The 26,834-nt window shown below is 36.3% G+C and carries 20 protein-coding genes; 12 read left to right on the top strand and 8 right to left on the bottom strand.

The window, feature by feature from the left end; translation table 11 throughout:
- Positions 1 to 110 precede the first annotated feature (110 nt).
- The gene (locus ACB104_RS15605) at positions 111 to 662 is read left to right on the top strand and encodes a TlpA disulfide reductase family protein (RefSeq protein ID WP_370480221.1); all 552 of its coding nucleotides are present in this window, start codon (positions 111 to 113) and stop codon (positions 660 to 662) included.
- A 12-nt stretch (positions 663 to 674) separates the two neighbouring features.
- On the top strand, positions 675 to 1,283 hold the full coding sequence (locus ACB104_RS15600) for a thioredoxin family protein (RefSeq protein ID WP_370480219.1): 609 nt from the start codon (positions 675 to 677) through the stop codon (positions 1,281 to 1,283).
- 75 nt (positions 1,284 to 1,358) lie between these two features.
- Here the strand turns inward: ACB104_RS15600 and ACB104_RS15595 are convergent, their stop codons facing one another.
- The 4 genes from ACB104_RS15595 to ACB104_RS15580 form a co-directional block, all read right to left on the bottom strand.
- Positions 1,359 to 2,642 (bottom strand): adenylosuccinate synthase, encoded by a 1,284-nt coding sequence (locus ACB104_RS15595; protein ID WP_370480217.1) that lies wholly within the window; start codon positions 2,640 to 2,642, stop codon positions 1,359 to 1,361.
- Between the two features lie 8 nt (positions 2,643 to 2,650).
- Positions 2,651 to 3,109 (bottom strand): Fur family transcriptional regulator, encoded by a 459-nt coding sequence (locus tag ACB104_RS15590; RefSeq protein ID WP_370480275.1) that lies wholly within the window; start codon positions 3,107 to 3,109, stop codon positions 2,651 to 2,653.
- A 26-nt stretch (positions 3,110 to 3,135) separates the two neighbouring features.
- Positions 3,136 to 5,361: a RelA/SpoT family protein gene (locus tag ACB104_RS15585; RefSeq protein ID WP_370480273.1), complete on the bottom strand. Its 2,226-nt coding sequence runs from the start codon at positions 5,359 to 5,361 to the stop codon at positions 3,136 to 3,138.
- 66 nt (positions 5,362 to 5,427) lie between these two features.
- Positions 5,428 to 6,009, bottom strand: coding sequence for a non-canonical purine NTP diphosphatase (locus tag ACB104_RS15580; RefSeq protein WP_370480216.1), 582 nt, complete (start codon positions 6,007 to 6,009; stop codon positions 5,428 to 5,430).
- Between the two features lie 176 nt (positions 6,010 to 6,185).
- On the opposite strand from ACB104_RS15580, the gene hpf reads away from it, so the two are divergent.
- Entirely contained in the window at positions 6,186 to 6,485 is a 300-nt protein-coding gene (gene hpf / locus ACB104_RS15575) for a ribosome hibernation-promoting factor, HPF/YfiA family (RefSeq protein ID WP_370480214.1), read from the top strand.
- On the opposite strand, the gene rlmH is transcribed toward hpf, so the two are convergent.
- Entirely contained in the window at positions 6,482 to 6,955 is a 474-nt protein-coding gene (gene rlmH, locus ACB104_RS15570; RefSeq protein ID WP_370480212.1) for a 23S rRNA (pseudouridine(1915)-N(3))-methyltransferase RlmH, read from the bottom strand. The two genes, hpf and rlmH, sit on opposite strands and share 4 nt — an antisense overlap.
- A 128-nt stretch (positions 6,956 to 7,083) precedes the next feature.
- Between rlmH and nadC the strand changes: the two genes are divergently transcribed.
- The 3 genes from nadC to priA all read left to right on the top strand — a co-directional run bounded on the left by nadC (position 7,084) and on the right by priA (position 11,446).
- On the top strand, positions 7,084 to 7,944 hold the full coding sequence (gene nadC / locus ACB104_RS15565; RefSeq protein ID WP_370480210.1) for a carboxylating nicotinate-nucleotide diphosphorylase: 861 nt from the start codon (positions 7,084 to 7,086) through the stop codon (positions 7,942 to 7,944).
- A gap of 103 nt (positions 7,945 to 8,047) precedes the next feature.
- Complete coding sequence (locus ACB104_RS15560; protein ID WP_370480209.1) at positions 8,048 to 8,989, top strand: YihY/virulence factor BrkB family protein; 942 nt, start codon at positions 8,048 to 8,050, stop codon at positions 8,987 to 8,989.
- A gap of 3 nt (positions 8,990 to 8,992) precedes the next feature.
- Positions 8,993 to 11,446 carry a replication restart helicase PriA gene (gene priA / locus ACB104_RS15555; protein ID WP_370480207.1) on the top strand — a complete coding sequence of 818 codons (2,454 nt, stop codon included), beginning with the start codon at positions 8,993 to 8,995 and terminating at the stop codon, positions 11,444 to 11,446.
- Between the two features lie 17 nt (positions 11,447 to 11,463).
- On the opposite strand, the gene ACB104_RS15550 is transcribed toward priA, so the two are convergent.
- On the bottom strand, positions 11,464 to 12,159 hold the full coding sequence (locus ACB104_RS15550) for a LytR/AlgR family response regulator transcription factor (RefSeq protein ID WP_370480205.1): 696 nt from the start codon (positions 12,157 to 12,159) through the stop codon (positions 11,464 to 11,466).
- Between the two features lie 209 nt (positions 12,160 to 12,368).
- Here ACB104_RS15550 and rpsF point away from each other — a divergent pair, with 209 nt between their 5' ends.
- From rpsF to hisS, 6 genes are all read left to right on the top strand, one after another.
- Positions 12,369 to 12,707: a 30S ribosomal protein S6 gene (rpsF, locus tag ACB104_RS15545; protein WP_370480204.1), complete on the top strand. Its 339-nt coding sequence runs from the start codon at positions 12,369 to 12,371 to the stop codon at positions 12,705 to 12,707.
- A gap of 2 nt (positions 12,708 to 12,709) precedes the next feature.
- Entirely contained in the window at positions 12,710 to 13,006 is a 297-nt protein-coding gene (gene rpsR / locus ACB104_RS15540; RefSeq protein ID WP_139695332.1) for a 30S ribosomal protein S18, read from the top strand.
- Positions 13,007 to 13,019: 13 nt separating this feature from the next.
- A complete protein-coding gene (rplI, locus tag ACB104_RS15535; protein WP_370480202.1) occupies positions 13,020 to 13,484 on the top strand; it encodes a 50S ribosomal protein L9 in 465 nt (154 codons plus the stop codon).
- 131 nt (positions 13,485 to 13,615) lie between these two features.
- Positions 13,616 to 16,831 carry a TonB-dependent receptor gene (locus ACB104_RS15530; protein WP_370480200.1) on the top strand — a complete coding sequence of 1,072 codons (3,216 nt, stop codon included), beginning with the start codon at positions 13,616 to 13,618 and terminating at the stop codon, positions 16,829 to 16,831.
- Positions 16,832 to 16,905: 74 nt separating this feature from the next.
- Positions 16,906 to 17,376 (top strand): DUF6495 family protein, encoded by a 471-nt coding sequence (locus tag ACB104_RS15525; protein WP_370480198.1) that lies wholly within the window; start codon positions 16,906 to 16,908, stop codon positions 17,374 to 17,376.
- 98 nt (positions 17,377 to 17,474) lie between these two features.
- Complete coding sequence (gene hisS / locus ACB104_RS15520) at positions 17,475 to 18,845, top strand: histidine--tRNA ligase (protein ID WP_370480197.1); 1,371 nt, start codon at positions 17,475 to 17,477, stop codon at positions 18,843 to 18,845.
- A gap of 417 nt (positions 18,846 to 19,262) precedes the next feature.
- On the opposite strand, the gene ACB104_RS15515 is transcribed toward hisS, so the two are convergent.
- Both ACB104_RS15515 and ACB104_RS15510 read right to left on the bottom strand, forming a co-directional pair.
- Positions 19,263 to 20,090: a DUF8693 domain-containing protein gene (locus ACB104_RS15515; RefSeq protein WP_370480195.1), complete on the bottom strand. Its 828-nt coding sequence runs from the start codon at positions 20,088 to 20,090 to the stop codon at positions 19,263 to 19,265.
- Between the two features lie 194 nt (positions 20,091 to 20,284).
- The coding region (locus ACB104_RS15510) for a DUF8693 domain-containing protein (protein WP_370480194.1) at positions 20,285 to 26,834 on the bottom strand (6,550 nt) is incomplete at its 5' end.

Here is a 26,834-nt window from a genome sequence, read left to right as displayed (position 1 = left end):
GAGCCAAATATAAAAATGAAATAATAATTTCACAAGAATTAAAACGATTTTTAATTAAAAGTTTGTTAAACCTCAATATTTATAGCCGTTGATTGATTATTTTTAAGCTTATGATTAAAAAAATAGCAATTATAGCCTTCGTGCTATTGGGTTTTGTTGGGTGTAAACAGAACAATAAAACGATTAAAATAGATGTTTCCGAAGTTGTTCAAAATGAAGAGCTACAAGAAACTACAGATAGAGTTGTATTGGAAGTTTACGATTTTAATGGCTTTGAAAAATTCTTAAAAAGAAAAGATGGTAAAACCTATGTCCTAAATTTTTGGGCTACTTGGTGTGCGCCTTGTGTGAAGGAATTGCCATATTTCGAGAGGTTGAATGCTGAATTTAAGGATGATGGGGTAGAAGTGATATTGGTAAGTCTTGATTTTCCACATTTGTATGAAAATAAACTAAAGCCATTTATCAAGGAAAGAAATTTAAAAAGTAAAGTAGTGGCGTTGGATGACCCAGACATGAATACTTGGATTCCGAAAGTAAGTGAAGGTTGGACTGGAGCAATACCAGCCACCATTATATACAAAAATGATAATCGTAAATTTTATGAACAATCATTTGATTTTGAAGAGTTAAAAACAGAGTTAAACCAATTTTTAAATTAAAAATATATACCAATGAAAAAGTCAATCAAATTAGTTTCGGCCGTACTTGTTTTAATTGTAATGAGTGCTTTTACCATTACAAGTGATGGTTACAAAATAGGAGATATTGCAGAAGATTTTTCACTTGAAAATGTAAACGGTGAAATGGTATCTCTATCAGATTATAAAGATGCCAAAGGTTTTATTGTTACGTTTACGTGCAATACATGTCCGTTTGCCGTTGCTTATGAAGACAGAATTATAGCATTAGACCAAAAATATGCCAGTAAAGGATATCCCGTTATAGCCATAATGCCGAATAATGTAAAGGTTAAGCCAGGTGACAATTTGGATGCCATGAAAGAGCGTGCTGAAAGCAAGGGCTTTACTTTTCCATATTTAATAGATGCTGATCAAAGCGTTTATCCAAAATATGGCGCCACTAAAACACCTCATATGTTTGTTTTGCAAAAGACTAAAAAAGGTAATGTCGTAAAGTATATTGGTGCAATTGATGACAATTATAAAGACGCTTCATCGGTTTCAACAAAATATGTTGAAGATGCAGTAGATGCCTTATTGGCTGGGAAAGAAGTGCCTGAAAAAGAAACAAAAGCCATTGGCTGTACCATCAAGGTTTAGACATAAAAATATATGCTAAAAAAAGCTCCAAAAAATTTTATTTGGAGCTTTTTTATTTTGAATCAAATCGTTCTTTTAAACGAACTGTTGTCTAAAAATAGTTTGTTTTCTATCTGGTCCAACAGATACAATGGTAATAGGGATTTCTAATTCTTTTTCTAAAAAGTCAATGTATTCATTTAGTGCCTTTGGCAATTCTGAAGCATCAGACATTTCTGTTAAATCTTCGTTCCAGCCACTGAATTCGGTATAAATAGGCTCCACGTTTTCAGGCTCAATATTGTAAGGCAAATGCGAAATAGTTTTACCTTTATATTTATATTGCGTGCAAACTTTTAAAGTTTTGAAACCAGAAAGCACATCGCCTTTCATCATCATCAATTGGGTAACGCCGTTAACTCGACAAGCGTATTTTAATGCAACCAAATCCAACCAACCGCAACGTCTTGGCCTACCAGTTGTGGCACCAAATTCGTTACCAACACGCCCCATCGTTTTACCATCTTCATCAAACAATTCAGTAGGGAAAGGACCAGAACCAACACGGGTAGTGTATGCTTTAAAAATACCAAAAACCTCACCAATTTGATTTGGAGCAACACCTAAGCCTGTGCAGGCACCTGCTGCAGTAGTGTTACTTGATGTTACAAAAGGATAAGTTCCAAAGTCAATGTCCAACAAAGAACCTTGGGCACCTTCGGCCAAAATGGATTTTTCGGCTTTTTGCGCTTGGTAAATATATTCTTCAGAATCAATAAAGGTTAACGATTTCAAGACGTCGATGGCTTTAAAAAATTCTTCTTCAAGTTCCTTTAAGTTATACTCAATATCCACATTGTAGTAAGCAATCATCGACTCATGCTTGTCGGCAAGGTTTCTGTAACGTTCTTTCCAATCGCTTAGCTCCAAATCACCTATACGAATACCATTTCTACCAGTTTTATCCATATAAGTTGGTCCAATTCCTTTTAAGGTTGAACCAATTTTAGCCTTTCCTTTTGAAGCTTCACTAGCTGCATCAAGCAATCTATGTGTTGGTAGAATGATATGTGCTTTGCGTGAAATAAGTAGAGACTTTCGGTAATCTATATTTTGCTCTTCAAGTTTGTCAAGTTCGCCTTTAAAAATTACGGGGTCTATTACTACGCCGTTGCCAACCAAATTGGTGGCATCATCATGAAAAATTCCCGATGGAATAGTATGCAAAACATGTTTTTTTCCATTGAAAACCAAAGTGTGTCCAGCATTTGGCCCGCCTTGAAAACGTGCTATAATGTTGTAGTTTGATGTAAGTACGTCAACAATCTTACCTTTGCCTTCGTCTCCCCATTGTAATCCTAGTAGTAAGTCTACTGCCATTGTGAAAATTAGTTATTTGTGGTTGATTTTCTATTTCCGTAGAAATAGAGTGAGTGGTTATTGATTTCTATATCGAAAACTTCTTCTATTGTTTTTTTTATAGATTGAATTCTTGGGTCGCAAAACTCAATGACTTCACCTGTGTCGGTAAGTATAACATGGTCGTGCTGCCTATCGAAATATGATTTTTCGTAATGTGCTTGGTTTTGTCCAAATTGATGTTTTCTTACCAAACCGCATTCTAAAAGAAGTTCTATAGTGTTATAAAGCGTTGCGCGAGATACCCGATATTTTTTGTTCTTCATATTAAGATATAGGGATTCTATATCAAAATGCTCCTTATTGTTGTAGATTTCCTGAAGTATGGCGTACCGTTCGGGCGTTTTGCGGTGACCGTTGGCTTCCAAAAACGTAGTAAATACATTCTTTACAATTTCTTGATTTTTATTCTCTGGTTTAGCCTCCATCATTTCGACGCAAATTTACACTTTTTTTACACTCTAGTAACCTTATCTATACCATTAATTTTTTTTAGTTTTTCCAAAAGTCTGTTGATTATGGTATTGTTTTTTACAACCACATTAATCTTTCCCGAAAATAGCCCATGGTTGCTTTCAAAACTTATGCTGTTCATGTTTACGTGCATATCTTCAGAAACTATGGTGGTTATTTCGTTTACCAAGCCAATGTGGTCAATTCCAGTTAGAACAATTTTGGCTGAAAACTCTTGTTGTGTTGAATCTATCCATTTGGCAGGCATAATTCGGTAGGCATAATTGGACTGTAAACTAACGGCATTAGGGCAGTTTTTTTTGTGGACTTTTATGCCTTCATTAACTGTTAAAAAACCAAAAACGGCGTCGCCAGGAATTGGGTTACAACAATTGGCCAATTTATAGTCTAATTTTTCTTCTTCTTTACCAAAAACCAGAGAGTCATATTTTAAAGTGACTTCCTCTTTTTCCAATTCCTCTTTTTTTATTGGGGTTTTCTTGGATATTCTGTTTTTGATAAAGCTCATGAAAGCATTGCTTCTGGATGAAGCATAGCTTTTAAGCATTGTATTATCTATGGTGCCAACGCCAACTCTGTAAAATAAATCCAAACTTGTTTTAAGCTTGAAGAATCGCACCATTTCGTTTACAGATTCCTCATCAAGATTGATTTTTAGTTGTTTTAATTTGCGACGTAAAATCTCTTTGCCATCCTCGCCAATTTGTTTTTTGTTTTCACGTAAGGCAGATTTAATTTTACTTCTGGATCGAGCTGTAGTAGCATAATCTAACCAGTTTGTATTTGGTTTTGAATTTTCGGCCGTTAAAATTTCTACTTGGTCCCCACTTTTCAACTCATGACTTAAGGGCACCAATTTATTATTTACCTTTGCTCCACGGGTTTTCATGCCTATTTCGGTGTGTATATGGAATGCAAAGTCTAAAGCCGTAGCGCCTTTTGGCAGTGATTTTAAATCGCCGGCAGGAGTGAACACAAAAATCTCTTTTGAATACAGGTTGAGCTTGAACTGTTCAACAAAATCTACCGCATTGGTTTCTGGATTTTCTAAAGCTTCTTGCAATCTGTTTATCCAACTTTCAAGATTGTCCTCTTTTTCGTTGCCCTGTTTGTATTTATAGTGCGCCGCATAACCTTTTTCGGCTATTTCGTTCATACGATCACTTCGTATTTGGACTTCTACCCACCGCCCTTTTGGTCCCATTACCGTAATGTGCAAGGCTTCATAACCGGTTGATTTTGGTGATGAAATCCAATCGCGCAGACGAATAGGGTTAGGCCTAAAATGATCGGTAACGATGGAGTAGATTTTCCAAGCCAAAAACTTTTCGTTATGCTGATCGGCATCGCATTTATAAATAATTCTAATGGCAAATTTGTCGTAAACTTCATCAAAGGAAACCCCTTGGTTTATCATTTTTTTCCTAATGGAAAAAATAGATTTTGGGCGGCCTTTAATGGTGTAGCGCAAATGCTCTTTATCCAATGAATTTTTTATGACAGAACTAAACTTTTCAATATAGTCGTCTTGTTCGACCTTGCTTTCTTTTATTTTATCAAGAATATCATTGTAAACATCAGGCTCTGTATATTTAAGCCCTAAATCTTCAAGTTCAGTTTTAATGTTATAAAGCCCAATTCTGTGGGCAAGGGGTGCATATATATAAAGGGTTTCTGATGCTATTTTTATTTGCTTGTCGGGTTGCATGGAGTCCATGGTTTGCATGTTGTGCAACCTGTCGGCTATTTTAATGATGATTACCCGAACGTCATCATTAAGTGTTAACAACATTTTTCGGAAGTTTTCTGCTTGGAGCGAAACATCCATGTCTTTTTCCTTACTTAAGGAAGATATTTTTGTGAGGCCATCAACAATGGTTGCCACTACTGGTCCAAATTCTTTTTCAATGTCTTCAATTTCATAGTCAGGACTGTCTTCAACGACATCGTGTAATAACGCAGCAGCAATGGAAGTGGCATCCAAACCTATTTCTTGGGCAACAATTTTCGCAACAGCAAGAGGGTGAAATATATAAGCTTCACCAGATTTTCTGCGTTGGTCTTTATGGCCATCCATGGCTACTTCAAAAGCTTTTCTAATGAGTTTTTTATCGTCATTGGTAAGCGTCGTGTAACTGACCTTTAATAACTCTTTGTAGGCTTTTGTTATCGCTGCATTTTCTCTTTCAATGTATTCCTCTGTCATCATGAATTAAAAGTAACATAAAGAATATTAACAGGCAACACCAAATTCTGTTTTTTGACTGTTAATCTAGCGCACATACTCGTTTAAAAAAGTGATCAGTTTTAATATGGCCTTACCACGGTGCCCGATTTCATTTTTCAAACTTAAATCCATTTGGGCAAAGGTTTGTTCATGCCCCAAAGGTTTAAAAATGGGGTCGTACCCAAATCCTTTCCCCCCCCTTTTTTCCATAGTGATTTCGCCTTTACAGATTCCAGTAAACGTTTTTAGTCCATTGTTGAAATTTAAGGCAATGACGGTTTTAAATTGGGCATTTCTGTTGTTTTTGTTTTTTAAGTAGGAGAGTAATTTTGCCATATTATCGGCGGCGTTTTTTTGCTCCCCAGCGTATCGAGCGGAGTATACTCCTGGTTCTCCATTAAGGGCATCAACTTCCAAACCTGTATCGTCGGCAAAACAATCAATGCCATAGCGTTCCTTTATATAATTTGCCTTTTGCTTGGCATTGCCTTCAATCGTACTTTGGGTTTCGGGAATATCTTCAAAACAACCAATGTCTTCTAGACTGAGTAACTTTATATTTTGGGGAATCAAAGATTGGACCTCGCTAATTTTATTTTTGTTGTTTGTGGCAAAAACGATTTTCATAGGTGTATTCAGTTGATTTTATTGAAATTCGGAGAATTCAAAAGTACTATTAAATGGCTAAACTGAAAATATTAAAGATTGGTAAAATTTATATTCAATTTATGATTTTTGTTACTTTGATTTGTATAAAAAACTTGTATATTACAACTGAAATTAAACTTTAAAAGAGAACGATTATGACAGTAAACATTCAATACGTAGATGTTGATATTAGCGAAACGCTTTCAGCTTTTACAAGGGAAAAATTAGAGAAATTGTTTAATAGATATGAGTTTTTAATAGGTGCTACGGTATTTTTTAAAAAGGACGAAAAGCATCATGATAAAGGTAAGATCTGCAATATGGAACTGAGTTTGCCAGGCCCAAGAATATTTGCAACTTCAGAAGAACATAACTTTGAGGTGGCCGTTAGGGAAACGATTAGCGATCTTGAACGACAGCTTAAAAAGCGTAAACAAGTTTTTAAAACGTATTAGCGGTGGTGGTAGGGTTCGTTCCTTAAAATGGTAAAGCCCCTGTACAACTGCTCAATAAAAAATAAACGAATCATTTGATGGGAAAATGTCATTTTAGAAAGTGATAGTTTCCCATCAGCTTTTTTATAAACTCCATCCGAAAAACCATAGGGTCCACCAATAACAAACACCAATTGCTTTATGCCCGAGTTCATATGCTTTTGAAGGTAGTTTGAAAATGCTACAGAATTAAACTGTTTTCCCTGTTCATCCAAAAGTACTAAGGTGTCTGTCGTATTAAGTTTAGACAAGATGAGGTTACCTTCTTTTTGTTTTTGTTGCTCCTCACTTAAATTCTTTGCATTTTTTACATCAGGAATTATTTCAAAATCAAACTTAACATAAAAGCCCAAACGTTTTTGGTAATCATCAATTAAAGATGTAAGTAGCTTGTTATCAGTTTTGCCAATGGCAATAAGCTTAATAGTCATAAGTTAAAATTATTGCTTACTATTTGCGAATTATGTAAAAAAAAATCAAAATACCTAAAAATTCGTAAAAGGAAAATTTAATATAGTAAATCAATTTCTTATTTTTGACCAAAACTAATTAACAAGTAATGATTACACAAGAGCAGTTTGATAGCGAGGTTAAAGGTATAATTGCAAATGCTATTCGAGAAGATGTAGGCGATGGCGACCACAGTTCCCTAGCTTGTATTCCAGAAAATGCTAGAGGTAGAGCAAAACTTTTAGTAAAGGATAAAGGTGTTATAGGCGGGGTTAATTTTGCAAAAAAGGTTTTTGCTTATGTAGATAAAAACCTAAAAATAGACGTTCGTATAGAGGATGGCACCGAAGTAACTTATGGTGATGTAGTTATGTATGTGGAAGGTCCTTCCAGATCTATCTTAATGGCAGAACGAACTGTGCTTAACGCCATGCAGCGCATGAGTGCTATTGCTACCAAAACCAGAATGTTTGTGAATTTGGTTAAAGGAACCAAAACAAAAATTTTGGATACCAGAAAAACAACTCCAGGCATCCGTGTTTTGGAAAAATGGGCCGTGAAAATTGGTGGTGGAGAAAATCATAGGTTTGCGCTTTATGATATGATAATGCTTAAAGACAACCATATCGATTTTGCCGGAGGCATTACACAAGCTATTGAAATGACCAAGCAGTATTTGGATGAAACGGGCAAGGATTTATTGATTATGGTTGAAGCACGTAACCTCATTGAAGTTGAGGAAATTTTGCAGAATGATGGTGTTTACAGAATCCTTTTGGACAATTTTGATTATGAAGACACTAGAAAGGCGGTAAAATTGATTGGGGAGAAATGTTTAACAGAATCTTCAGGTAACATTAACGAAGATACAATTAGGCATTATGCTGAATGTGGTGTAAATTATATTTCATGTGGTGCATTGACCCATTCTGTACATAATATGGACTTGAGTTTAAAGGCCATAAAATAGTCTTCTAATAAAGGATAGTTTATTCGCTAAATTCGCATGGTCAAACAGCAAAATGCAATCTTTATTTTAATAACTTTGCTTTAACTACAAAAGCAAAGTATTAATGACAAAACCCTTAGAAGACAGACTTGACAAAATTCCTATAGTTAATGTCTTGGTGCGGTTTTTTAAGAAAATAAAACTACCCGGTCTTGAAGGTTTGTCCTTTTATGATTTATTGGAACTCTATATTACAGGCATTGTAAGGGGCGCTTTAACCACTAGGGCAAGTGCCATTGCGTTTAGCTTTTTTACGGCCATTTTTCCGTTTTTGTTGTTTGTTTTATTCATTATCCCTTATGTGCCAATTGATGATTTTAAAATTGAATTTTTACAATTTTTAGAGTCATTTTTACCCCCAAACACTTCAGATTTCTTTTTTGAAAATATTTTTGAAAACATCGACCAATCCCAACGCGGAGGTTTGTTGTCTTCAGTATTTGTGCTTTCCTTATTATTGATGGCCAACGGAGTTAATGCAGTTTTTTCTGGTTTTGAAAATTCTTACCACGAACAACTTACGCGTAACATTTTTAGGCAGTACTTGTACGCCTTGGGCATTGCATTAATATTGGCGTTCTTACTTATTTTGACCATTGCTGTATTAGGATATTTTCAACTTTACGTGGTTCAGGAGTTGCTTAATGCTTTGGAAAATAGGGGATATGAAATAGATGTTCAAAATGTGTTTTGGGCCGATGTCGCCAAATATATATTCTTTGTGCTAATGGTTTATTTGGCCACATCAATCTTATATTATTTTGGCACGCATGAAGGAAGGCATTCAAGATTCTTTTCCGTTGGGGCACTTTTCACGACCTTGCTCATTATGTTAACATCTTATTTATTTGGTGTTTATATTGAAAATTTCAGTCAGTATAACAAGCTTTATGGTTCCATTGGTGCATTGTTGATTTTGCTATTTTACTTATGGCTCAATTCAAATATTTTATTGTTAGGTTATGAGCTGAATGCATCTTTAAATAAACTAAGAAAAAGGAATTAGTTTATGGTTTATTTCATAGATGTCATCATTCCTGTGCCGCTCCAAAAGTTGTTCACTTATAGTATTACCGCTTCAGAATCGGAGTTTTTAAAACCAGGAATGCGGGTTGCTGTGCCATTTGGAAAATCTAAAATTTATACTGGCATTGTGTTTAAAATCCATAATAATGCACCAACGGCCTATGAAGCTAAAGAGATTCAGCAAATTTTGGATGAAGATCCAGTAGTCAACCAAAACCAGTTACTTCTTTGGGAATGGATAGCTAGTTATTACATGTGCACGCTCGGTGATGTAATGCGAGCCGCACTGCCAAATCCTTTTATTTTAGAGAGTGAAACCGTGGTGGTTAGAAATATGACGAAAACCATTGACGAGTCAATTTTAAAAGATGATGAATTTTTGGTTTATGAAGCGCTTCACCATCAATCTTCATTGAAAATCCATGATATTTCAAACATTTTAGATAAGAAGAATGTTTTACCCGTAATAAAAAGGCTTATTGAAAGGGAAGCCATTTCTGTTGAAGAAGAAGTTTACGAAAAGTATAAACCCAAATTGGTACGGTACGTAAAATTGCATTCCAATTTTTCCTCAGAAAAGTCACTTCAAAATTTACTGGAAGATTTAAGCAGAGCTCGAAAACAAAGTGATGTGGTGCTAAGTTTGTTTTCCATTTCAGCAAAAACAAAAAAGCCGGTAAAGGTTACCAAATTAGCAGAGGAAAGTGGTGCGTCTTCGGCAATTATAAAGGCATTAATTGATAAAGGTGTTTTGGAGGAGTATTATATCCAAACCGATCGCATACAATTTTCTGGTGAAGAAACCGAGGATTCAAAAAAACTGAATACTTATCAAGACTCTGCTTTAGGCGAAATAAAATTGTCATTTGAGAACCAAAATGTAACTCTGTTACATGGAGTTACCTCTTCTGGGAAAACCGAGGTTTATGTGAAGCTGATTGAAGAAGTTATTGCACAGGGCAAACAGGTTCTGTATTTGCTTCCAGAAATTGCATTGACGGCACAATTAATCACGCGGCTTCAAAATTATTTTGGTGAAAAAGTTGTTGTGTTCCATTCAAAATATTCCTCGCACGAACGGGTTGAAGTTTGGAACAATGTTCTTGACAATTCTGCAAAAGCACAAATAGTGTTGGGTGCACGTTCATCTATCTTTTTGCCATTTAATGATTTGGGATTAATCATTGTTGATGAGGAGCACGAGCAATCATTTAAACAATTTGATCCAGCACCACGTTACCACGCACGAGATACTGCGGTGGTATTGGCAAACCTTTATCAGGCAAAGGTGTTATTGGGCTCTGCAACTCCAAGTTTGGAAAGTTATTTTAATGCGAAACAGAATAAGTACGGCTTTGTGGAATTGAAGCATAGATATAATGATGTTTTGATGCCAGATATTGAATTGGTTGATATTAAAGATAAACTGAAAAGGAAGCGTATGAAAGGTCATTTTAGTGACCGGTTGATTGAAGAAATGACTGAGGCGTTAAAAGAAGGACATCAAATCATATTGTTTCAAAATAGGCGTGGCTTTTCGCCCATTGTGGAATGTAACACTTGCGGGAATTCACCGGAGTGCCCCAATTGTGATGTGAGTTTAACCTATCATCAATATAGAAACCAGTTGCGCTGCCATTATTGTGGTTATAATATGGCTATGTTGCAAGATTGCATGGCCTGTGGAAGTCAAGATTTGGACGCCAAAGGTTTTGGTACTGAGCAAATAGAGGAGGAGGTCAAGCTGCTTTTCCCTAATCATAATGTTGCCCGAATGGATTTAGATACAACGCGTGGTAAATACGGCTATGAAAAAATAATCACGGCATTGGAGCAACAGGAAATTGATATTTTGGTAGGTACGCAAATGCTAACTAAAGGGCTTGATTTTAGAAATGTAAAATTGGTAGGTATTATGAATGCTGATAACATGCTAAACTTTCCTGATTTCAGAGCCCATGAACGCAGTTTTCAGCTGATGCTACAGGTAGCAGGTAGGGCTGGTAGAACTGAAGAACGTGGTAAGGTTTTGATACAAACTTACAATCCGCACCATAATATATTGCAGCAGGTATCGACCAATAATTATATTGATATGTTCAATGAGCAAATGAACGATAGATATAATTTTAAGTATCCTCCCGTTTACAAGCAGATTAAAATCACTTTAAAACATAAAGATTATAGTAAAACTGAAACTGCAGCTATATGGTTCGCAAAATCCTTAAGACAAGTATTTGACGATTTTGTTTTAGGACCAGAATCTCCACCCATCGCCAGAATCCGTAACCAGTTTCATAAAAACATATTGGTGAAAATACCAAAGCAGCAATCATTGTCAAAAACAAAGGAAGCTATCATTAAAATTAATAATAGCTTCCTGAGTATAAAAGATTTTCGGTCGGTTAGGGTAATTCTAAATGTCGATAACTTTTAATTTAGATGGTTAGTGGTTTAAATATTATTTAAAGCATCAACCAATTGGGTTTTTTTGTTTCTACTTAAAGGGATTTCGTAGGCACCGACTTCAACATTTTTACTGTTAAATCTGTCAATTTTATCCAGATTAACAATGTACGATTTATGGATTCTTAAAAATTTGCCCTCTGGTAGTTCAGCTTCAAAAGATTTCATGGTAGATAAAACTACCAAGCTGTTTTCCTCTGTAACTAATTTCACATAATCACCCAAGGCTTCAATCCATTTAATGTCCTTAATATAAACTTTACGTTTTTTCAGGTTACTCTTTACAAAAATATGTTCACCTTCTTCTTCGTTAAAGTCTTGGGTCAACCTGTGTTGCTCAAGGGCTTTTTCTACAGAGGTGTTAAAACGTTCTTTTGTAATAGGTTTGTGCAAATAATCGGTAGCATCATAATTGAATGCTTTAAAAGCATATTCGGTTTTACCGGTTACAAAAATAATTTGGGGCTTGTTGTTCAATACGTCCAAAAGTTCAAATCCATTTAGCACTGGCATTTCAATGTCTAAAAAGATTAAATCTACTTGATGCGTATTTAAACCATTTTTTGTTTCTAAAGCACTACTGTACTCTGCTATTAAGTTTAGATTTGGGTGATTTTCAACTAACTTAACAATAGAGAGACGTTGTATTGCTGAATCGTCTACTACTACACAGTTTAAAGTCATAACATTTGTATTATTTCGGTTAAGATATCGACAATAGTACGAATAATTCGGTTAAAAACCAAAAAACATCGTTAAAATGCGCAATTTAACATAATTTTAACATTTTTAACGTCATAATTTTTACCTTTGAAATAGGGTGCGTTTTAGTTGTGAAATATATAGAATTTATTTATTTTTGCAGCCAATTTTTAACAATTAAAACGATTTTTATGAATCATTATGAAACTGTTTTCATCTTAAATCCCGTTTTATCTGAAGAACAGATAAAGGAAACAGTAAAGAAATACGAAGATTTTCTTGTTTCTAACGGCGCTAAGATGGTATCGAAAGAAGATTGGGGGCTTAAAAAATTAGCTTATCCAATCCAGAACAAGAAAAGTGGTTTTTACCATTTATTTGAGTACACCGTTGCAGGTGATGTAATTAATGCCCTAGAATTGGAGTTTAGACGTGATGAGCGTTTCATGCGCTATTTAACCGTAGCTCTTGATAAGCACGCCATTGCATGGGCAGAAAGAAGAAGAGAAAAACTTAAAGTAAAAGCTTAATTATGTCATCAATAGAACAACAATCAAAAGGAAAAAAAGACGGAGAAATAAGGTATTTAACTCCGCTTAACATTGAAACTAATAAGCAAAAGAAATACTGTCGTTTCAAAAAATCTGGAATTAAATATGTTGATTACAAAGATCCAGATTTCTTATTAAAGTTTGTAAACGAACAAGGCAAAATTTTGCCACGTCGTTTAACAGGAACATCCTTAAAGTATCAAAGAAAAGTGTCTGTAGCTGTAAAAAGAGCTCGTCACTTAGCCTTGATGCCTTATGTAGCAGATTTATTAAAATAAAACAATCATAACAATGGAACTTATATTAAAACAAGACGTTGAGAATTTAGGGTTTAAAGACGATGTTGTAACAGTTAAGAGCGGTTATGGTAGAAACTTTTTAATTCCTCAAGGGCATGCTATATTGGCAACGCCTTCTGCTAAAAAGGTATTGGCAGAAAACTTGAAACAAAGAGCTTTTAAAGACAAGAAATTAATCGAAGATGCTAATAAAACAGCAGAGGCTATTAAAGGGTTGGAAGTTAAAATTACCGCTAAAGCAACAGAAGGAGCTTCAGCTGGAGATAAATTATTTGGCTCGGTAACCAAAGCTGATTTGGTTGAGGCTTTTGAAAAAGAAGGGCATATCGTAGACAAAAAATTTGTTACCATTACTGGTGGAAACATTAAACGTTTAGGGCAGTACAATGCTGTTGTACGTTTACACCGTGAGGTAGTTTTCGATTTTCCTTTTGAGGTTATAGCGCAAGCAAATTAGTATTAACTATTTGTTAATAAAACGTATTGAAATTTGAGGCCACTCCATTGGGGTGGCTTTTTCTTTTTAATTATATTAGTCACAAGGTGTTATGCTAAGCACCATATGACTAACTCAAAAACTTCAGCGTAATGAAAAAAACTGCATTTTTAATTTTCTTTTTGTTTCTTGGTTTTATTGCATTTCCGCAAATAACTACCTCAAACATTAAAGGTCTTATTTTAGACGAAACTTTAGAACCACTTGCCGGTGCTAATATAGTGGCTATCCATACGCCAACTGGAACTAAGTATGGAGCGGCGGCCAATATTGACGGAAGGTATAACCTTTTGAATTTAAGAATTGGAGGGCCTTATACCATTACCATATCATATGTTGGCTATAAAGAGCAATCATTTAATGATGTGTATTTGATATTGGGTAAAACAGAAAATATTGATGCAAACATGATTACGGATAACCAGCAGTTAGATACAGTAGTTATTCGAGGAGGGGGTACAGGTACTTTTGGAAGTGACCGTACCGGAGCAGAAACAAGCGTTGGTAGACGTGAATTGACAAGCTTGCCAACTATTTCTAGATCTGCAGCTGATTTCACCAGATTAGAACCTTCTTCTAGTGGCAATTCTTTTGGCGGTCGTAATGACCAGTATAACAACTTCTCTTTAGATGGTGCTATTTTTAACAATCCATTTGGATTGGATGCGCCAACAGTTGGTGGACAAACTGATGCTCAACCTATTTCTTTGGATGCCATAGATCAAATTTCGGTATCTACCGCACCATTTGATGTAACACAATCTGGTTTTACAGGTGCCTCTGTAAATGCCGTTACCAAAAGTGGGACCAATGAATTCCATGGAACTGTTTATGGTTTTTATAGGGATGAAACCATGACTGGAAAGAAAATAAAGGGAGAAGAAGTCACTAGGCCAGATTTAAACCAAACGCAATATGGTGTAAGTATTGGTGGGCCAATTGTAAAGAACAAATTATTCTTTTTTGCAAATTTTGAAAGAGATGAAAGAGATGATTTAGGTTCTAATGGTTGGATACCCAACACGGGTTCTGGTGCCGTAAATGAGTCTAGTGTTCTTATTTCTGATTTAAATTCGGTTGATAACATTCTAAGACAAGTATCCATAGGAAATGGTCAATTTTATAATCCAGGAAGCATTCAAGGATTTACCTATGCCTCTGAATCTACTAAAGGTATCTTTAAATTGGATTGGAATATCAATGATAGTAATAGGCTAGCTGTAATTTATAACTTTTTAGATGCCTCCAAGGAAAAACCTGCTCATCCAACAGCACTTGGCGTTCGAGGACCAAGCTTTAGTACGCTTCAGTTTGAAAATGCTGGATATCAAATTAATAATAAATTGCAATCAGTTCAATTAGAGTTAAATTCCACCTTGTCAGATGTGATGACCAATAAACTTCAAGCTGGTTATACACATTTTGATGATTTCAGAAATCCACTTTCAACACCTGCGCCTTCTATTACTCTTCAAAATGGTGGACAGAATTACATAATTGCAGGGCATGAACCATTTTCTATTCATAATACTCTAGACCAAAAAGTATTTCAGCTCACAAATAATTTGAATGTCATTCAAGGAGAGCACACCTTTACAATTGGTTTTTCGTTTGAAAAATTTGAATTTGATAACTCATTTAATTTAGGAGTATATGGGGCTCAAGGTGTCTTTTTTCCAACCGGTGATATTTCTTCATTTAGAAACTTAGATGCAACAGCTGAAGCAAATTTAGTTGCTACATACCAAGGTTATTTTAATGATGCCATTGCAACAAATGCTTCATTGGAGGCGGCAGGAACAGGTAATCCAGGCGGATGGGCATTAGCCGAGACCAATGTTGGTCAATTAGCTTTTTATGCACAAGATGAGTGGAATATAACGGATGATTTTAAACTGACGTATGGTATACGTTTTGATAAACCGCTGTACTTTGATACAAAAGATAAAATAAGGGAAAATATCCAAAGAAAAGGAGGTCCTTTTAATCCTTTAGATTTTTCAGGAGGCACCTATGCACCAAGTATTAGTTATTTTGATCCTGAAACTGGGGGGTCAACCTTTTTGGATTCAGAGCAATTGCCATCAAATGATTGGTTAATTTCTCCTAGATTAGGATTTAACTGGGATGTGAATGGAGAGAGCATAACACAAATTAGAGGTGGCTCAGGAATATTTACAGGCCGTTTCCCTTTTGTTTGGTTAGGCAACCAAGTACAAGGGGTGGACTTTTTCTTTTATCAAGTCGTAGATCCAGACTTTAAGTGGCCACAGGTTTGGCGTACTAATATTGGTGTAGACCACAGGCTTAATAATGGACTTGTTTTAACTACAGATGTTTCTTATACTAAAGACATTAATGCTGCCCATGTCCAAAATTGGGCATTAAATACACCATCAGGTACTTTAAATGCACCTGGAGATAATCGCCCGGTATATTTGGCAGGAGATAGAGCTAATAACCAATTTGGAGGTCCAACAAGTGCCTATGTATTCACAAACTCCGATAAAGGAAGAATTTGGAATGCCACATTCAAAGCTCAAAAAACATTTGATAATGGTATTTATACCAGTTTTGCCTACAACTATTTGAATGCTAAAGATGTTAATTCCATTGAGGCAGAAATTACCGGTGATGCTTTTGATTTTAATCCAAACTTAGGTAATGCAAATGATGATGTGCTTTCTTTTTCAAAATATGGAGATACTCATCGTTTTATTGGTGTAGCAAGCAAAAAGTGGACTTATTCAAATGATAAAATGGCAACTACAATATCAACATTTGCTGAATATGCTCAGGGAGGTCGTTTTAATTATACTTATGCGGGAAATATAAATGGTGACTCCTCTTTCCAAAATAATGACCTTATCTATATTCCAACAGCCTTAGAAGTGCAGCAAATGAATTTTTCTGGTGGGCAGGCGATGGCAGATGATTTTGAAAAGTTTATTCAACAAGATAAATACATGAGTGATAATAGAGGAAGCTATTTTGATAGATATGGTGCCTTATCGCCGTGGAGAAGTAGATGGGACGTTAAAATTTTACAAGATTTTATTTTTAAAGTTTCTGAAACAAAAACCAATACGTTACAGTTAAGTTTGGATATTTTAAACTTTGGAAACTTTTTAAATTCTGATTGGGGAGTTGTTGAGCAACCAAATAATTTATCCCCAATAAGTGTTGATGTGTCTGGTAGCGAGCCAGTTTATACTTTTAATGGCGGATCAGAAGCAAAAACATTTGGCTTTGATTCTAGCTTAGCATCTAGATGGCAGGCTCAATTCGGATTACGTTACATTTTCTAATATAAACGGATATATATTCTTAAATTTGCGCTCCAATCTCGATAGCTATCTATCGAAAGGAGCGCATTTTTATTATGAAATATAGAAGACTTACCAAAGAACAGTTTGAAGAGCTGCACCAAGAATTCATTAATTTTTTGGCCACCCAATCCATCACGCACGAGGAATGGACCAACCTAAAAGCCAACAAGGCAGAATTGGCTGAAACAGAGTTGGACGTGTTCAGCGATTTAATTTGGGAAGGGGTTTTAAACCAAGCCGAATATTTAGAGCATTTTGCGCCACAGCACATGTATTTGTTTCATCTTGATGAAAAAAGCATGCTTGCCATAGTTGTAAATGTAAAAAATGATGAAGTTGATATTACAACAAAGGAAGGTTACAATTGGCTTCGTGAAAACTTGATGGATGAACAAGTTGAATTTTTACAGGCAGATAAAGAATATACCGAGGACAAAAACCTAGATAAATTCAAAATGATTGAGCAAGGTGCCGTCATTACTAAAGGCGATTTGTACAAGTATTTTGACAACTTGATAAATTAGATTTGTCATTACCGCGCAGGCAGGAATCTTTTTCAAATTAATCTGTTATTTTTGTCACACTTAGCATTGTTGAAGTGTTTATCAATTAAATTCATTAAATGGCTCAAAAACCAAGCATCCCAAAAGGTACTCGAGATTTCAATCCGGAGCAAGTAGCTAAACGCAATTATATTTTCAATACCATTCGTGGTGCGTTTGAAACCTTTGGGTTCCAACCCATTGAAACCCCAAGTTTTGAAAACTCTGAAACCTTAATGGGGAAATATGGAGATGAAGGTGACCGTTTGATTTTTAAGATTTTGAATTCGGGGGATTATTTATCTAAAGCAGATGAAAGCGCTTATAATGGAAAGGATTCAAATAAACTGACCGCTTCAATTTCCGAAAAGGCGCTCCGCTACGATTTAACCGTGCCCTTTGCGCGTTACGTGGTACAGCACCAAAACGAAATAGAGTTTCCGTTTAAGCGTTACCAAATACAACCTGTTTGGCGCGCTGACAGGCCACAAAAGGGTCGTTTTAGGGAGTTTTACCAATGCGATGCCGATGTGGTTGGTAGTGACTCACTTTGGCAAGAAGTGGAGTTTATTCAACTATATGACACCGTTTTTTCGGCTTTAAAACTGGATGGTGTTGCCATTAAAATAAACAACCGTAAAATATTGTCTGGTATAGCAGAGGTTATTGGTGCTTCCGATAAATTGATAGATTTTACGGTAGCTTTGGACAAACTTGATAAAATAGGGGAGGAGAAGGTAAAAGAAGAAATGTTGAGTAAAGGGATTTCAGAAACAGGAATTAAGAAATTACAGCCGCTATTCACCTTGTCCGGCTCGTTTGAATCACAAATTGAAAGTTTAAAAGGCATTTTAGATACTTCCGAAGAAGGCAAAAAAGGTATTGATGAACTGGCTTTTATCAATAACGCCATTAATGAATTGGGTTTATCCACAGCCAAATTGCAATTGGATGTTACCTTGGCACGCGGACTAAACTATTACACAGGTGCTATTTTTGAAGTGGCTGCGCCCAAAACCATACAAATGGGTTCTATTGGTGGTGGTGGCCGTTACGACGATTTAACGGGTATTTTTGGTATGCCTAATATGAGTGGTGTGGGTATTAGCTTTGGCTTGGATAGAATTTATTTGGTTCTTGAAGAATTGGGTCTGTTTCCTGAAACCGTCAATAAAAATGTTGAGGTATTGTTTATCAATTTTGGTAATAAAGAAGCATTGTTTTGCTTAAAAGCAATTAAGCAATTACGTTTAAAAGGTGTTAACGCCGAATTGTATCCGGATTCAGCTAAAATGAAAAAGCAGATGAACCATGCTAATAAGCGCGATATTCCGTTTGTGGTTTTGCTAGGCAAGGAAGAAATTAATTCCAATATGTTCACCCTTAAAGATATGGTTTCCGGAGAGCAAAGTAAATTATCGTTAATAGATCTCATTTCAAAATTGAAATAAAAAGAGGTCTAGTTAAATTAGGACTCAGTAGTTTAGTTGGATAGATTTGGAATTTGATAAACTAGCCCAAAACCCAAACATATTTTGCTATTATGTTTTTAGATAGCATGCCATCTATAATGTTAACTTAATTATATAGGATCCTGAGTTGATATTTCTAGTTTAAAATACTTGGTAATGTTCTAATTCTTCTTGGTAAAATTTCTAAATTGATTGTCAAGAATATTTAAAATCTCCGAAGATTAATAGCTTTCCTCGCTTGATTATGCAGTGAAAATTACGAGCGTAAATTTTTCCTAATAAGTTAAGTTTTAGTTTGGGGCTAATTAATGCTTGGAGCCGAATGAAATTTATAATCCATGAAATTCAAAAATAATCTTAGATGTTTTTTGGTGAATTATTTATTGGTGCGTGTTTCTAATTTATAAATATCTGTTTAGAGATCATATAGCCATTATCTGTTTCTACAGAAACAATACTATAACCATCCTTTAAATTAGGTATTGACATCTTGATTTGATTGTCTTCTAGTCCACCTAAAACATAAACTTTTTGTCCTAGTTGATTAAATATGGTAATAGTTTTTATTATTGTTGAAGTATTTGCTTTTATAAATAGTTCTTTGGTATTTTGCAAATAACTTATGTTAGCTTTTTCCAACGTTTCATCTTCTGTAGATAAACTGGTTTTAGCAATTGAGTTTGTGTCTAAATTATCACTAAATGCAACATAAAATCTTTTAATATAATCTCCGCTTTCCATAGTCATTGCAAAAGAGGCTTCATTTATTTTAGTATAGGTATTGAGATAAGCATCATATATATAAATTTCAATTGGTGTATCAAAATTTTCTAATCTAAATAAATCAATTTTAATTTCACCAGCATTTTTTAAAAATAGTCCTAAAGGGTATTTTTTAGTGTTATCAAATGCACCAACGCCTTGTATTACATAGCGTTGTTCTTCAATCATCCAGTTTAAATCGTCAGGAAGGTCCTCTATATTAAGGGCATCGTACCCAAAATCAAATCCATCACTAGCAATACCATCACTTGTAAAACTTAATAATAAGTATCTTACAAAACCATTAGGTGTTGTAAAGTAAATTCTAACACGTTGAATTTCTGAATTACTAAAAGTTGCTTCGGTATCATTATATTCACTACTAAAGTTATTTGATTTTGCAAACACATTAGTAATAAATAATAAAAGGGCAAACAGACATAAGCGCGTAATTTGTGTCATTTGATTTGGGGTTTTTAGTTGACATTACATTCATTGCTGACGCTAATATATCATTTTTTAACTAAAAAATCCACAAAATGCAAAAAAATACGATAAAAGGTATATGTTGTTAACCATTTGTCGGGGTTTTATAACAAAAAAGGGTGGATATTATCCCCCCCCCCTTTTATTTAAGATATTTTAATAATGCTTTTTTATTGGTTGATTATTACCTTTTTGTTCGTTGAGCCCATGTCTGTTTGAACCTTAATAATATAGCTTCCTTCAGAAATATTTGTTACAGGTATCTTCATGTCATTTGAGAATGAAGGGGTATTAGATACATTCCAAGCCTTAACCGTTTGACCAAGAGTATTGGTTAAGTACACTTGCTTAACTTTAATTCCATCATTTATTTTAATGTATATTTCTTTACTACTCTGCAAATAGTTAACAACAACTTGATTTGGCAATAAATCTTCATCAATAGAAAGCGCATTGTTTTTTGCGAACGCAACATAAAATCTATTAAGATACTCACCAGAGTCCATTATCATTTCAAATGCTTTATTATTAATTTTGGTATAAGTGCCTAATAAAGAATCATAAATATACACTTTGGTACTTGGATGTAAATTTTCCAGGTCAGTTAAATGTATTTCAATTGGACCCCCAGTCTCTAAATATATTGCTAATGGGTATTGTTTAGTTTCATCAAATGCACCAACACCTTGGATATTATAATTTCCATCACCTATTCTAAAAAGCATATCGCTAGGGAAATTGTCGTTATTTATAGCATCATATCCAAAATCAAAACCATCGGTAGCAGTATTATCAGGGGTAAATGCTAGCAATAAAGGTCTTTTAACGCCTTCAGGTGTTTTAAATAATAAGCGTACTCTTTGTATGTCATCAGATTCTTGGTTAGCATTAGGTTGAGCATTATTTGATTTACCTTTTGAATTTCCTTGTTTCATAAAGACAGATTCTCCACCTTGTTCGGTTTTGAAAATACGGTGTTTATTGTGGAATGCTATATTTCCTCCAGTTCCAGATTGAATGGCAGAGACAAAAAATCCTTGCGCAACAGGAACGTAATATTCCGGTATTTTATTTGAATTTCCAAGTCCACTAATTATATAGCCATCAAGAGTAACAGGTGGCGATGCCGCAGGATTTCCGCCTGATATGTTAAGTTGGGCATATCCTCCTTGGTAATCTCTTAAAATATGGGTGTCGTTTGTATCATAGTGAATCCAGAAATAAAGTGTACCATCAATACTAGCTGATGTTCCAGGATTTCCCCCAGGAATATTATCTAAGATAAAATCTCTAGCATCAAAAGCAGATGGGTATGGGTTTCCAACCAATGCTTGGTTATTAAAGGTTATTGGTGTGGTTATTGTACCATTATGAGGTAGCCCATCAAAAACATAGTTTTGTTCATCACTGTTGGCACCACTACCTTTCATGGTATAGCCCAATCCTGGATTTATTGTACCAGATTTCCCTATATATTCCCAGTTGGCATAAATACTCATTGGGTTGTTTATGTATGCATATAGCCATCGGGTACTTAAAGTGATTCCCGATGTATTAGGATTAGCATTATGACCACTAGTCCATTGTAATGTTAATGGAATGTTGGTATTCGTACCATCCCTAAGTACATGTTCTATACTATAAGCACTATTATAAGTAGGACTTACAGGAGAACTCCAATAGTTATAGTTATATAGATTAGATTGTCCTTGTTGGTCACGTTCTAAATGTCCACTACTATCACTATCTAATATACTTCCACTAAGTTGATAAGTAACATCATCATTATTTGGGTTACCATCATGGTCAAAGTAATAACGTTTTTGAATTAATTGTGATTCACCAATTAAATCTATCAAGCCATCAAGTTTTAAATACCGTGTAATGTTTAAGGCATGTCCAGGGTTGGTTTCGTCCTGGGTTCCTGAATTGGTGATTGTAAGTTCATTACTATCTACAAGGAGTCCTAGTAGGGTTACATCTTGTGAGTCTGAAGTTATATTATTTCCTGTTCTTACAATATTCCAATCAATTGGGTCTCCATTTACACCTGTACTATTTGGGTAATCCCAAACGGTATCACCATAGGTCCAAGGGGAAGTACTCGATGTGTCATTCCAATTACCATTGGCATCTGTAGTATAAGGTAATGGGGCACTATCATCTTGAGGTGTGGTAATATTTCTAAGCTGACCAGCAACACCTTTTCCGGCATAGGGTTGTAAGTAACCGCATGATATTGATGCCGGATCCATACGATAATAGCCTCTAAGATTTGCCCAGGTTATAGGATTGTCGTCAATACTATCTCCATTTGCATCAGGCCCGTCTATTTTAAGGGGAATCACATCTCCAATAACATTTCCTCCTGAATCATCTATTTGCTGGTTCATCATCTGACGAATATGATCTACACTCAGGGCTTTGTTCCAAATGCGAACTTCATCAATCCAGCCACTGAAATAATTTACGGGTTTATTTGGTGGGTTGCCAGTTTGTGCCATAGCACCTAAAATACAATCATCAGTATTTGAAGCTGGAGCACTTCCAGTAGTACTTGCTACTTGAATGCCATCAATATACATACGATAAATACTCGTATTATTATTACTACCAACTACTCTAGTAACGGCAACATGATACCATCTATTGGTGTCAATAGGATAGGATGATGTAATCGATCCAGTACCATTCCATTTAAAAGATAAAGTGTTATTTACAAGTCGAAGGTCATAACCCTTTTTATCATAATCACTCGAATTAGCATTCCGTTTGGATATGATGGTTTGTATACCATTGTTTGCTCCACCTAAGTTCGTGGTGGCATCCGGTTTGATCCAACATTCAATGCTAAATGCTGGAGTTAAATTATAATTATCATTAAATGTAACATTATCATCGGTTCCATCAAAATCAACCACAGAACAATTTGTAATTTCTATTATGACATCATCAGAACAGGTGCCATTATTAGGACCAAATGGCCCAACGGTCCATCTTAATGTATAGGTTCCTGGATCTCCAGTAAAAGTAGCATTGGGATCGGTGTCGTCTGAAAATGAATAATTACCACCACAAGAAGAGACTGTATTAACAACAGTCCATTTCTGTGGAGATCCTGTACCGGGATCATCACAATTCTTACAGTCTACAGGAAGCGTAAAGGCGCCTTTGTTGGCATTTTCATTAGCCGTCTTGGTATTATCGTAAGCGTTAAGGGTCACAATATTGTCACCGCATTCGTCATCAGCATATACTTTATCTTCACCTGCATAAGCGTAATTGATCAAAACATCTGCAATTGCTGTACCGTCAGGGTCATAAGCTCTGCATCCATTAACCACTACAGTAGCACCATATTCATGGGCCCCCGGTGCATCTGGTGTAAAGGTATAGGTTACATTCAAGGTTCCATCTGCAAGAGGTTCTTCATTAGGGTCTCCAATACCATCGGTCCATTCAATTTCATCTCCTGGCGATCCACCAAGAGGCAAAGTAATTTCATCTATGGCCCAAGCACTAAATGGTGTTGTACCAAAGAAGGTCCATCGTACCCTAACCTCGTCGGAAGTATTATAATCACTCAAATCAAATGTTGCAACACTATTGCCAAACTCAAAATTATATTCTGAAGATGGAGGGTAAGCGGCCCAGTCCCATGGAACAATAGGGTCAGTTAAATCCTCTAATACAATATTATAAGTCAATCCCCCATCTAAGGATAACTCACATATTGCAGTATCCCCAGGAAACAGGTTCCAAGCCTGAGTAAATGAAATTTCTGGTGAGTCCAGACCGAGCAAACTCATAATTGGAGTTTCTAAAGTTGTTGCATTCCCAGGAGGAAAAGCATCTATGTATTCTTGGCTGGTAAAATCGCCTTGAGCAATAGCAAACTTAAAATTATTGGAATCAAATGTGGTTTTTGGGGTCCAAGTTCCATCAGGGAAAGGGTGATCATTGGTTGCAGTCCAGTTGTTCACAGAGCGGTTGTTGGCAGCTCCAGTAAACGCTACGCCTGCTACATTACCATCAATTTTCCACATATTCGGGTTCCATTTATCAGGGAATTGGCCCTGATCAAACTGTCCAGCTTCTTCTTCTGATGGATCAACAATTCCAGTATAACCACTATAGGCCGTTAGTTCAATTGTAGTACCTAAACACTCATTAAAATAATCGTTTTCAAGTAATGGAGGGATGTCTGGTGGTACGGCATGTACAGTTAAAATTTGAGAATATTCATAACAGGAATTGTATTGGATGAGTACTCTAAATACTGTGGATACTGAATTTGCAATATCAAAATCGATATGATAAGTATTGGTAGTATTTGCAATATTATCCCAATTATTGGTATTTTCTTCAAATTTTTCCCATCGTACAATGGTTCCATTGTACCCAGACAAATTGATTGTAACTGGATTAATTTCATCTGGACAGGCTGTTATGGCCACATTGTTTGTAGGAGGAAACAAGTCTTGGTCTAGAGTATCAACCTGACCCAGTAAAACCCCTCCTGAAATTGGTGGTTTTGTTAAGGTTATTAGTTGTTCTTGATATATAACATTTCCATTTCTGTCATCATACTTCCAATAGATGGTTGTATCGCCAAAAGTTGTAATAGGTAAATCAATAACATTTCCACTAGCATTAGGCGCATCAACCGGAATCGCATTAAATGTTCCAGCTCTACAATTATCAGTAGCGGTAGGAACAGGTACATCAGCCTCACAATCTATATAGGGGTCATCTGGTAGTGATGATGGATAATATGAATTATTAGGTACAGGATTTGTGATATCATCTATAATAACTGTTTGATTCACAGAAATAGGATTCCCATTACCGTCGTCAAACTGCCAAGTTATAGTGTGAGTCCCTTGGGTATTAAAGGTGTAAGGAAAACTACTAAAATCTCCATTTGTTCCGGTAATGGTACCTGCACAATTATCTGTAGTTGTTGGTGGTTCAGTAATAGTGACTGAACACTCATCGGTTAGATCTGGTAAAACAGGTGTTGTTGGCTCTTCATTATCGGTTACATTAACATTAAAACTACAATCTCTGGTTAATCCTGCAGTATCCGTAGCTCTAAAGGTCACAGTAGTGGTCCCCACAGGGAATGTACTGCCAGAAGGTAATCCAGCTATTTGTACGATTGACGCTATACCACAGTTATCATCTGCAGTAGGAGTTGCAAATGTTATTTCTGCACTACAGACACCAAGGTCATTGTATACGTTTATATCTCCAGAACAGTTAGTAAATGCAGGCAATTCACTGTCGTTAATGGTTACAGTAAAGCTACAGGAAGCTGTATTACTAGCAGCATCAGTTACCGTTAAGCTAATAGTTGTGGTGCCTACAGGGAACGTATAAGTTCCAATTTGTCCAGAACCACTATTAGTTTCAGCGCCTGTCATAGTCCAAGCAACAGTACTTCCCGGGCAGTTATCAGCATAAACAATATTAGGGATAATTACTCCAGCACTACAATCACCACCTGCGTTATTTTCAATTATGTCTGCTGGGCATGTTATGGTTGGGTTTTCATCGTCGGCCACGGTCACAGTCTGGGTACAAGTTGCTGTATTGCCTGCCTCATCTGCTACGGTCCAAGTTACTGTAGTAGATCCTACAGGGAAAGTAGCGGGTGCATTATTAGATATTATCAGGTTACTGTCTAAAGTACAATTATCAGAGACAGTTGGACTTCCTAGCGCAACCGTTGTGTAACAGTCCCCTGTACCGTCATCGGAACTAGAAGCATTTATATTACCAGGACAGGTTATTGTTGGTGGTGTTGTATCATCAATAGTAATCGTCTGAGTAACGTTTATAGAGTTACCACAATCATCGGTAACCGAATATGTTCTTGTAATTGTTTCCGGATTGAAATCTCCGTTAGAAACATCAGACACGAATGCCACCACAGGGTTAGCTGTGCAGTTATCGGCCTCGTCGGTAACCACCGCAACGTTAGGTGCAGGCACATCGGCCGCACACTGTACTGAAATGGGGCTTGGGTTGGAAGCTGTAGGGTCTGTGGTGTCGATTAAAGTAATTGTCTGAGTATATACGGCGGACGTGTTGCCGCATTTATCGGTAACGGTCCATGTATTTGTATAAGTTCCGGCCTGAGGGCAAGAACCGGCAGCGAATCCACCGCTTGTTTTGTTGATATTGGTCACATCGGCATCACAGTTGTCAGAAGCAACGGGGAACAAAGCCTGTGCGTCAGCTATAGCAGCGGCATCGCTACATTGGACGGTCCTGTCAAGGTCATTGGCAGCGGTTGTCCAGGTAGGGGCTGTAGTATCGGTTACGGTAATGGTTTGGTTAAACGACACAGAGTTGCCGCAGTTGTCGGAAGCATCCCATTGCCTTACGATCTGTCCGCATCCGTCCACCACGGTGTTGCTCACTTCGGTGAACGAGACCGGTACAGAAGAGTCGCAGTTATCGGAAGCCGTTACCGTTGGGGGCGCTGGAATGGCGTCGCACTCTACAGTTGCAGTGGCCGCGGGCAATCCGGCGAACACGGGGTCCGTGGAGTCGATCACGGTTATGGTCTGTGTGAATGAAATGTCGTTGCCGCAGTTGTCGGAAGCATCCCATTGCCTTACGATCTGTCCGCATCCGTCCACCACGGTGTTGCTCACTTCGGTGAACGAGACCGGTACAGAAGAGTCGCAGTTATCGGAAGCCGTTACCGTT

It is taken from the genome of Tamlana flava (assembly GCF_041287255.1).
GTDB classification, from domain to species: Bacteria; Bacteroidota; Bacteroidia; order Flavobacteriales; family Flavobacteriaceae; genus Tamlana; species Tamlana flava.
This window is presented reverse-complemented; position numbering and strand designations above follow the sequence as displayed.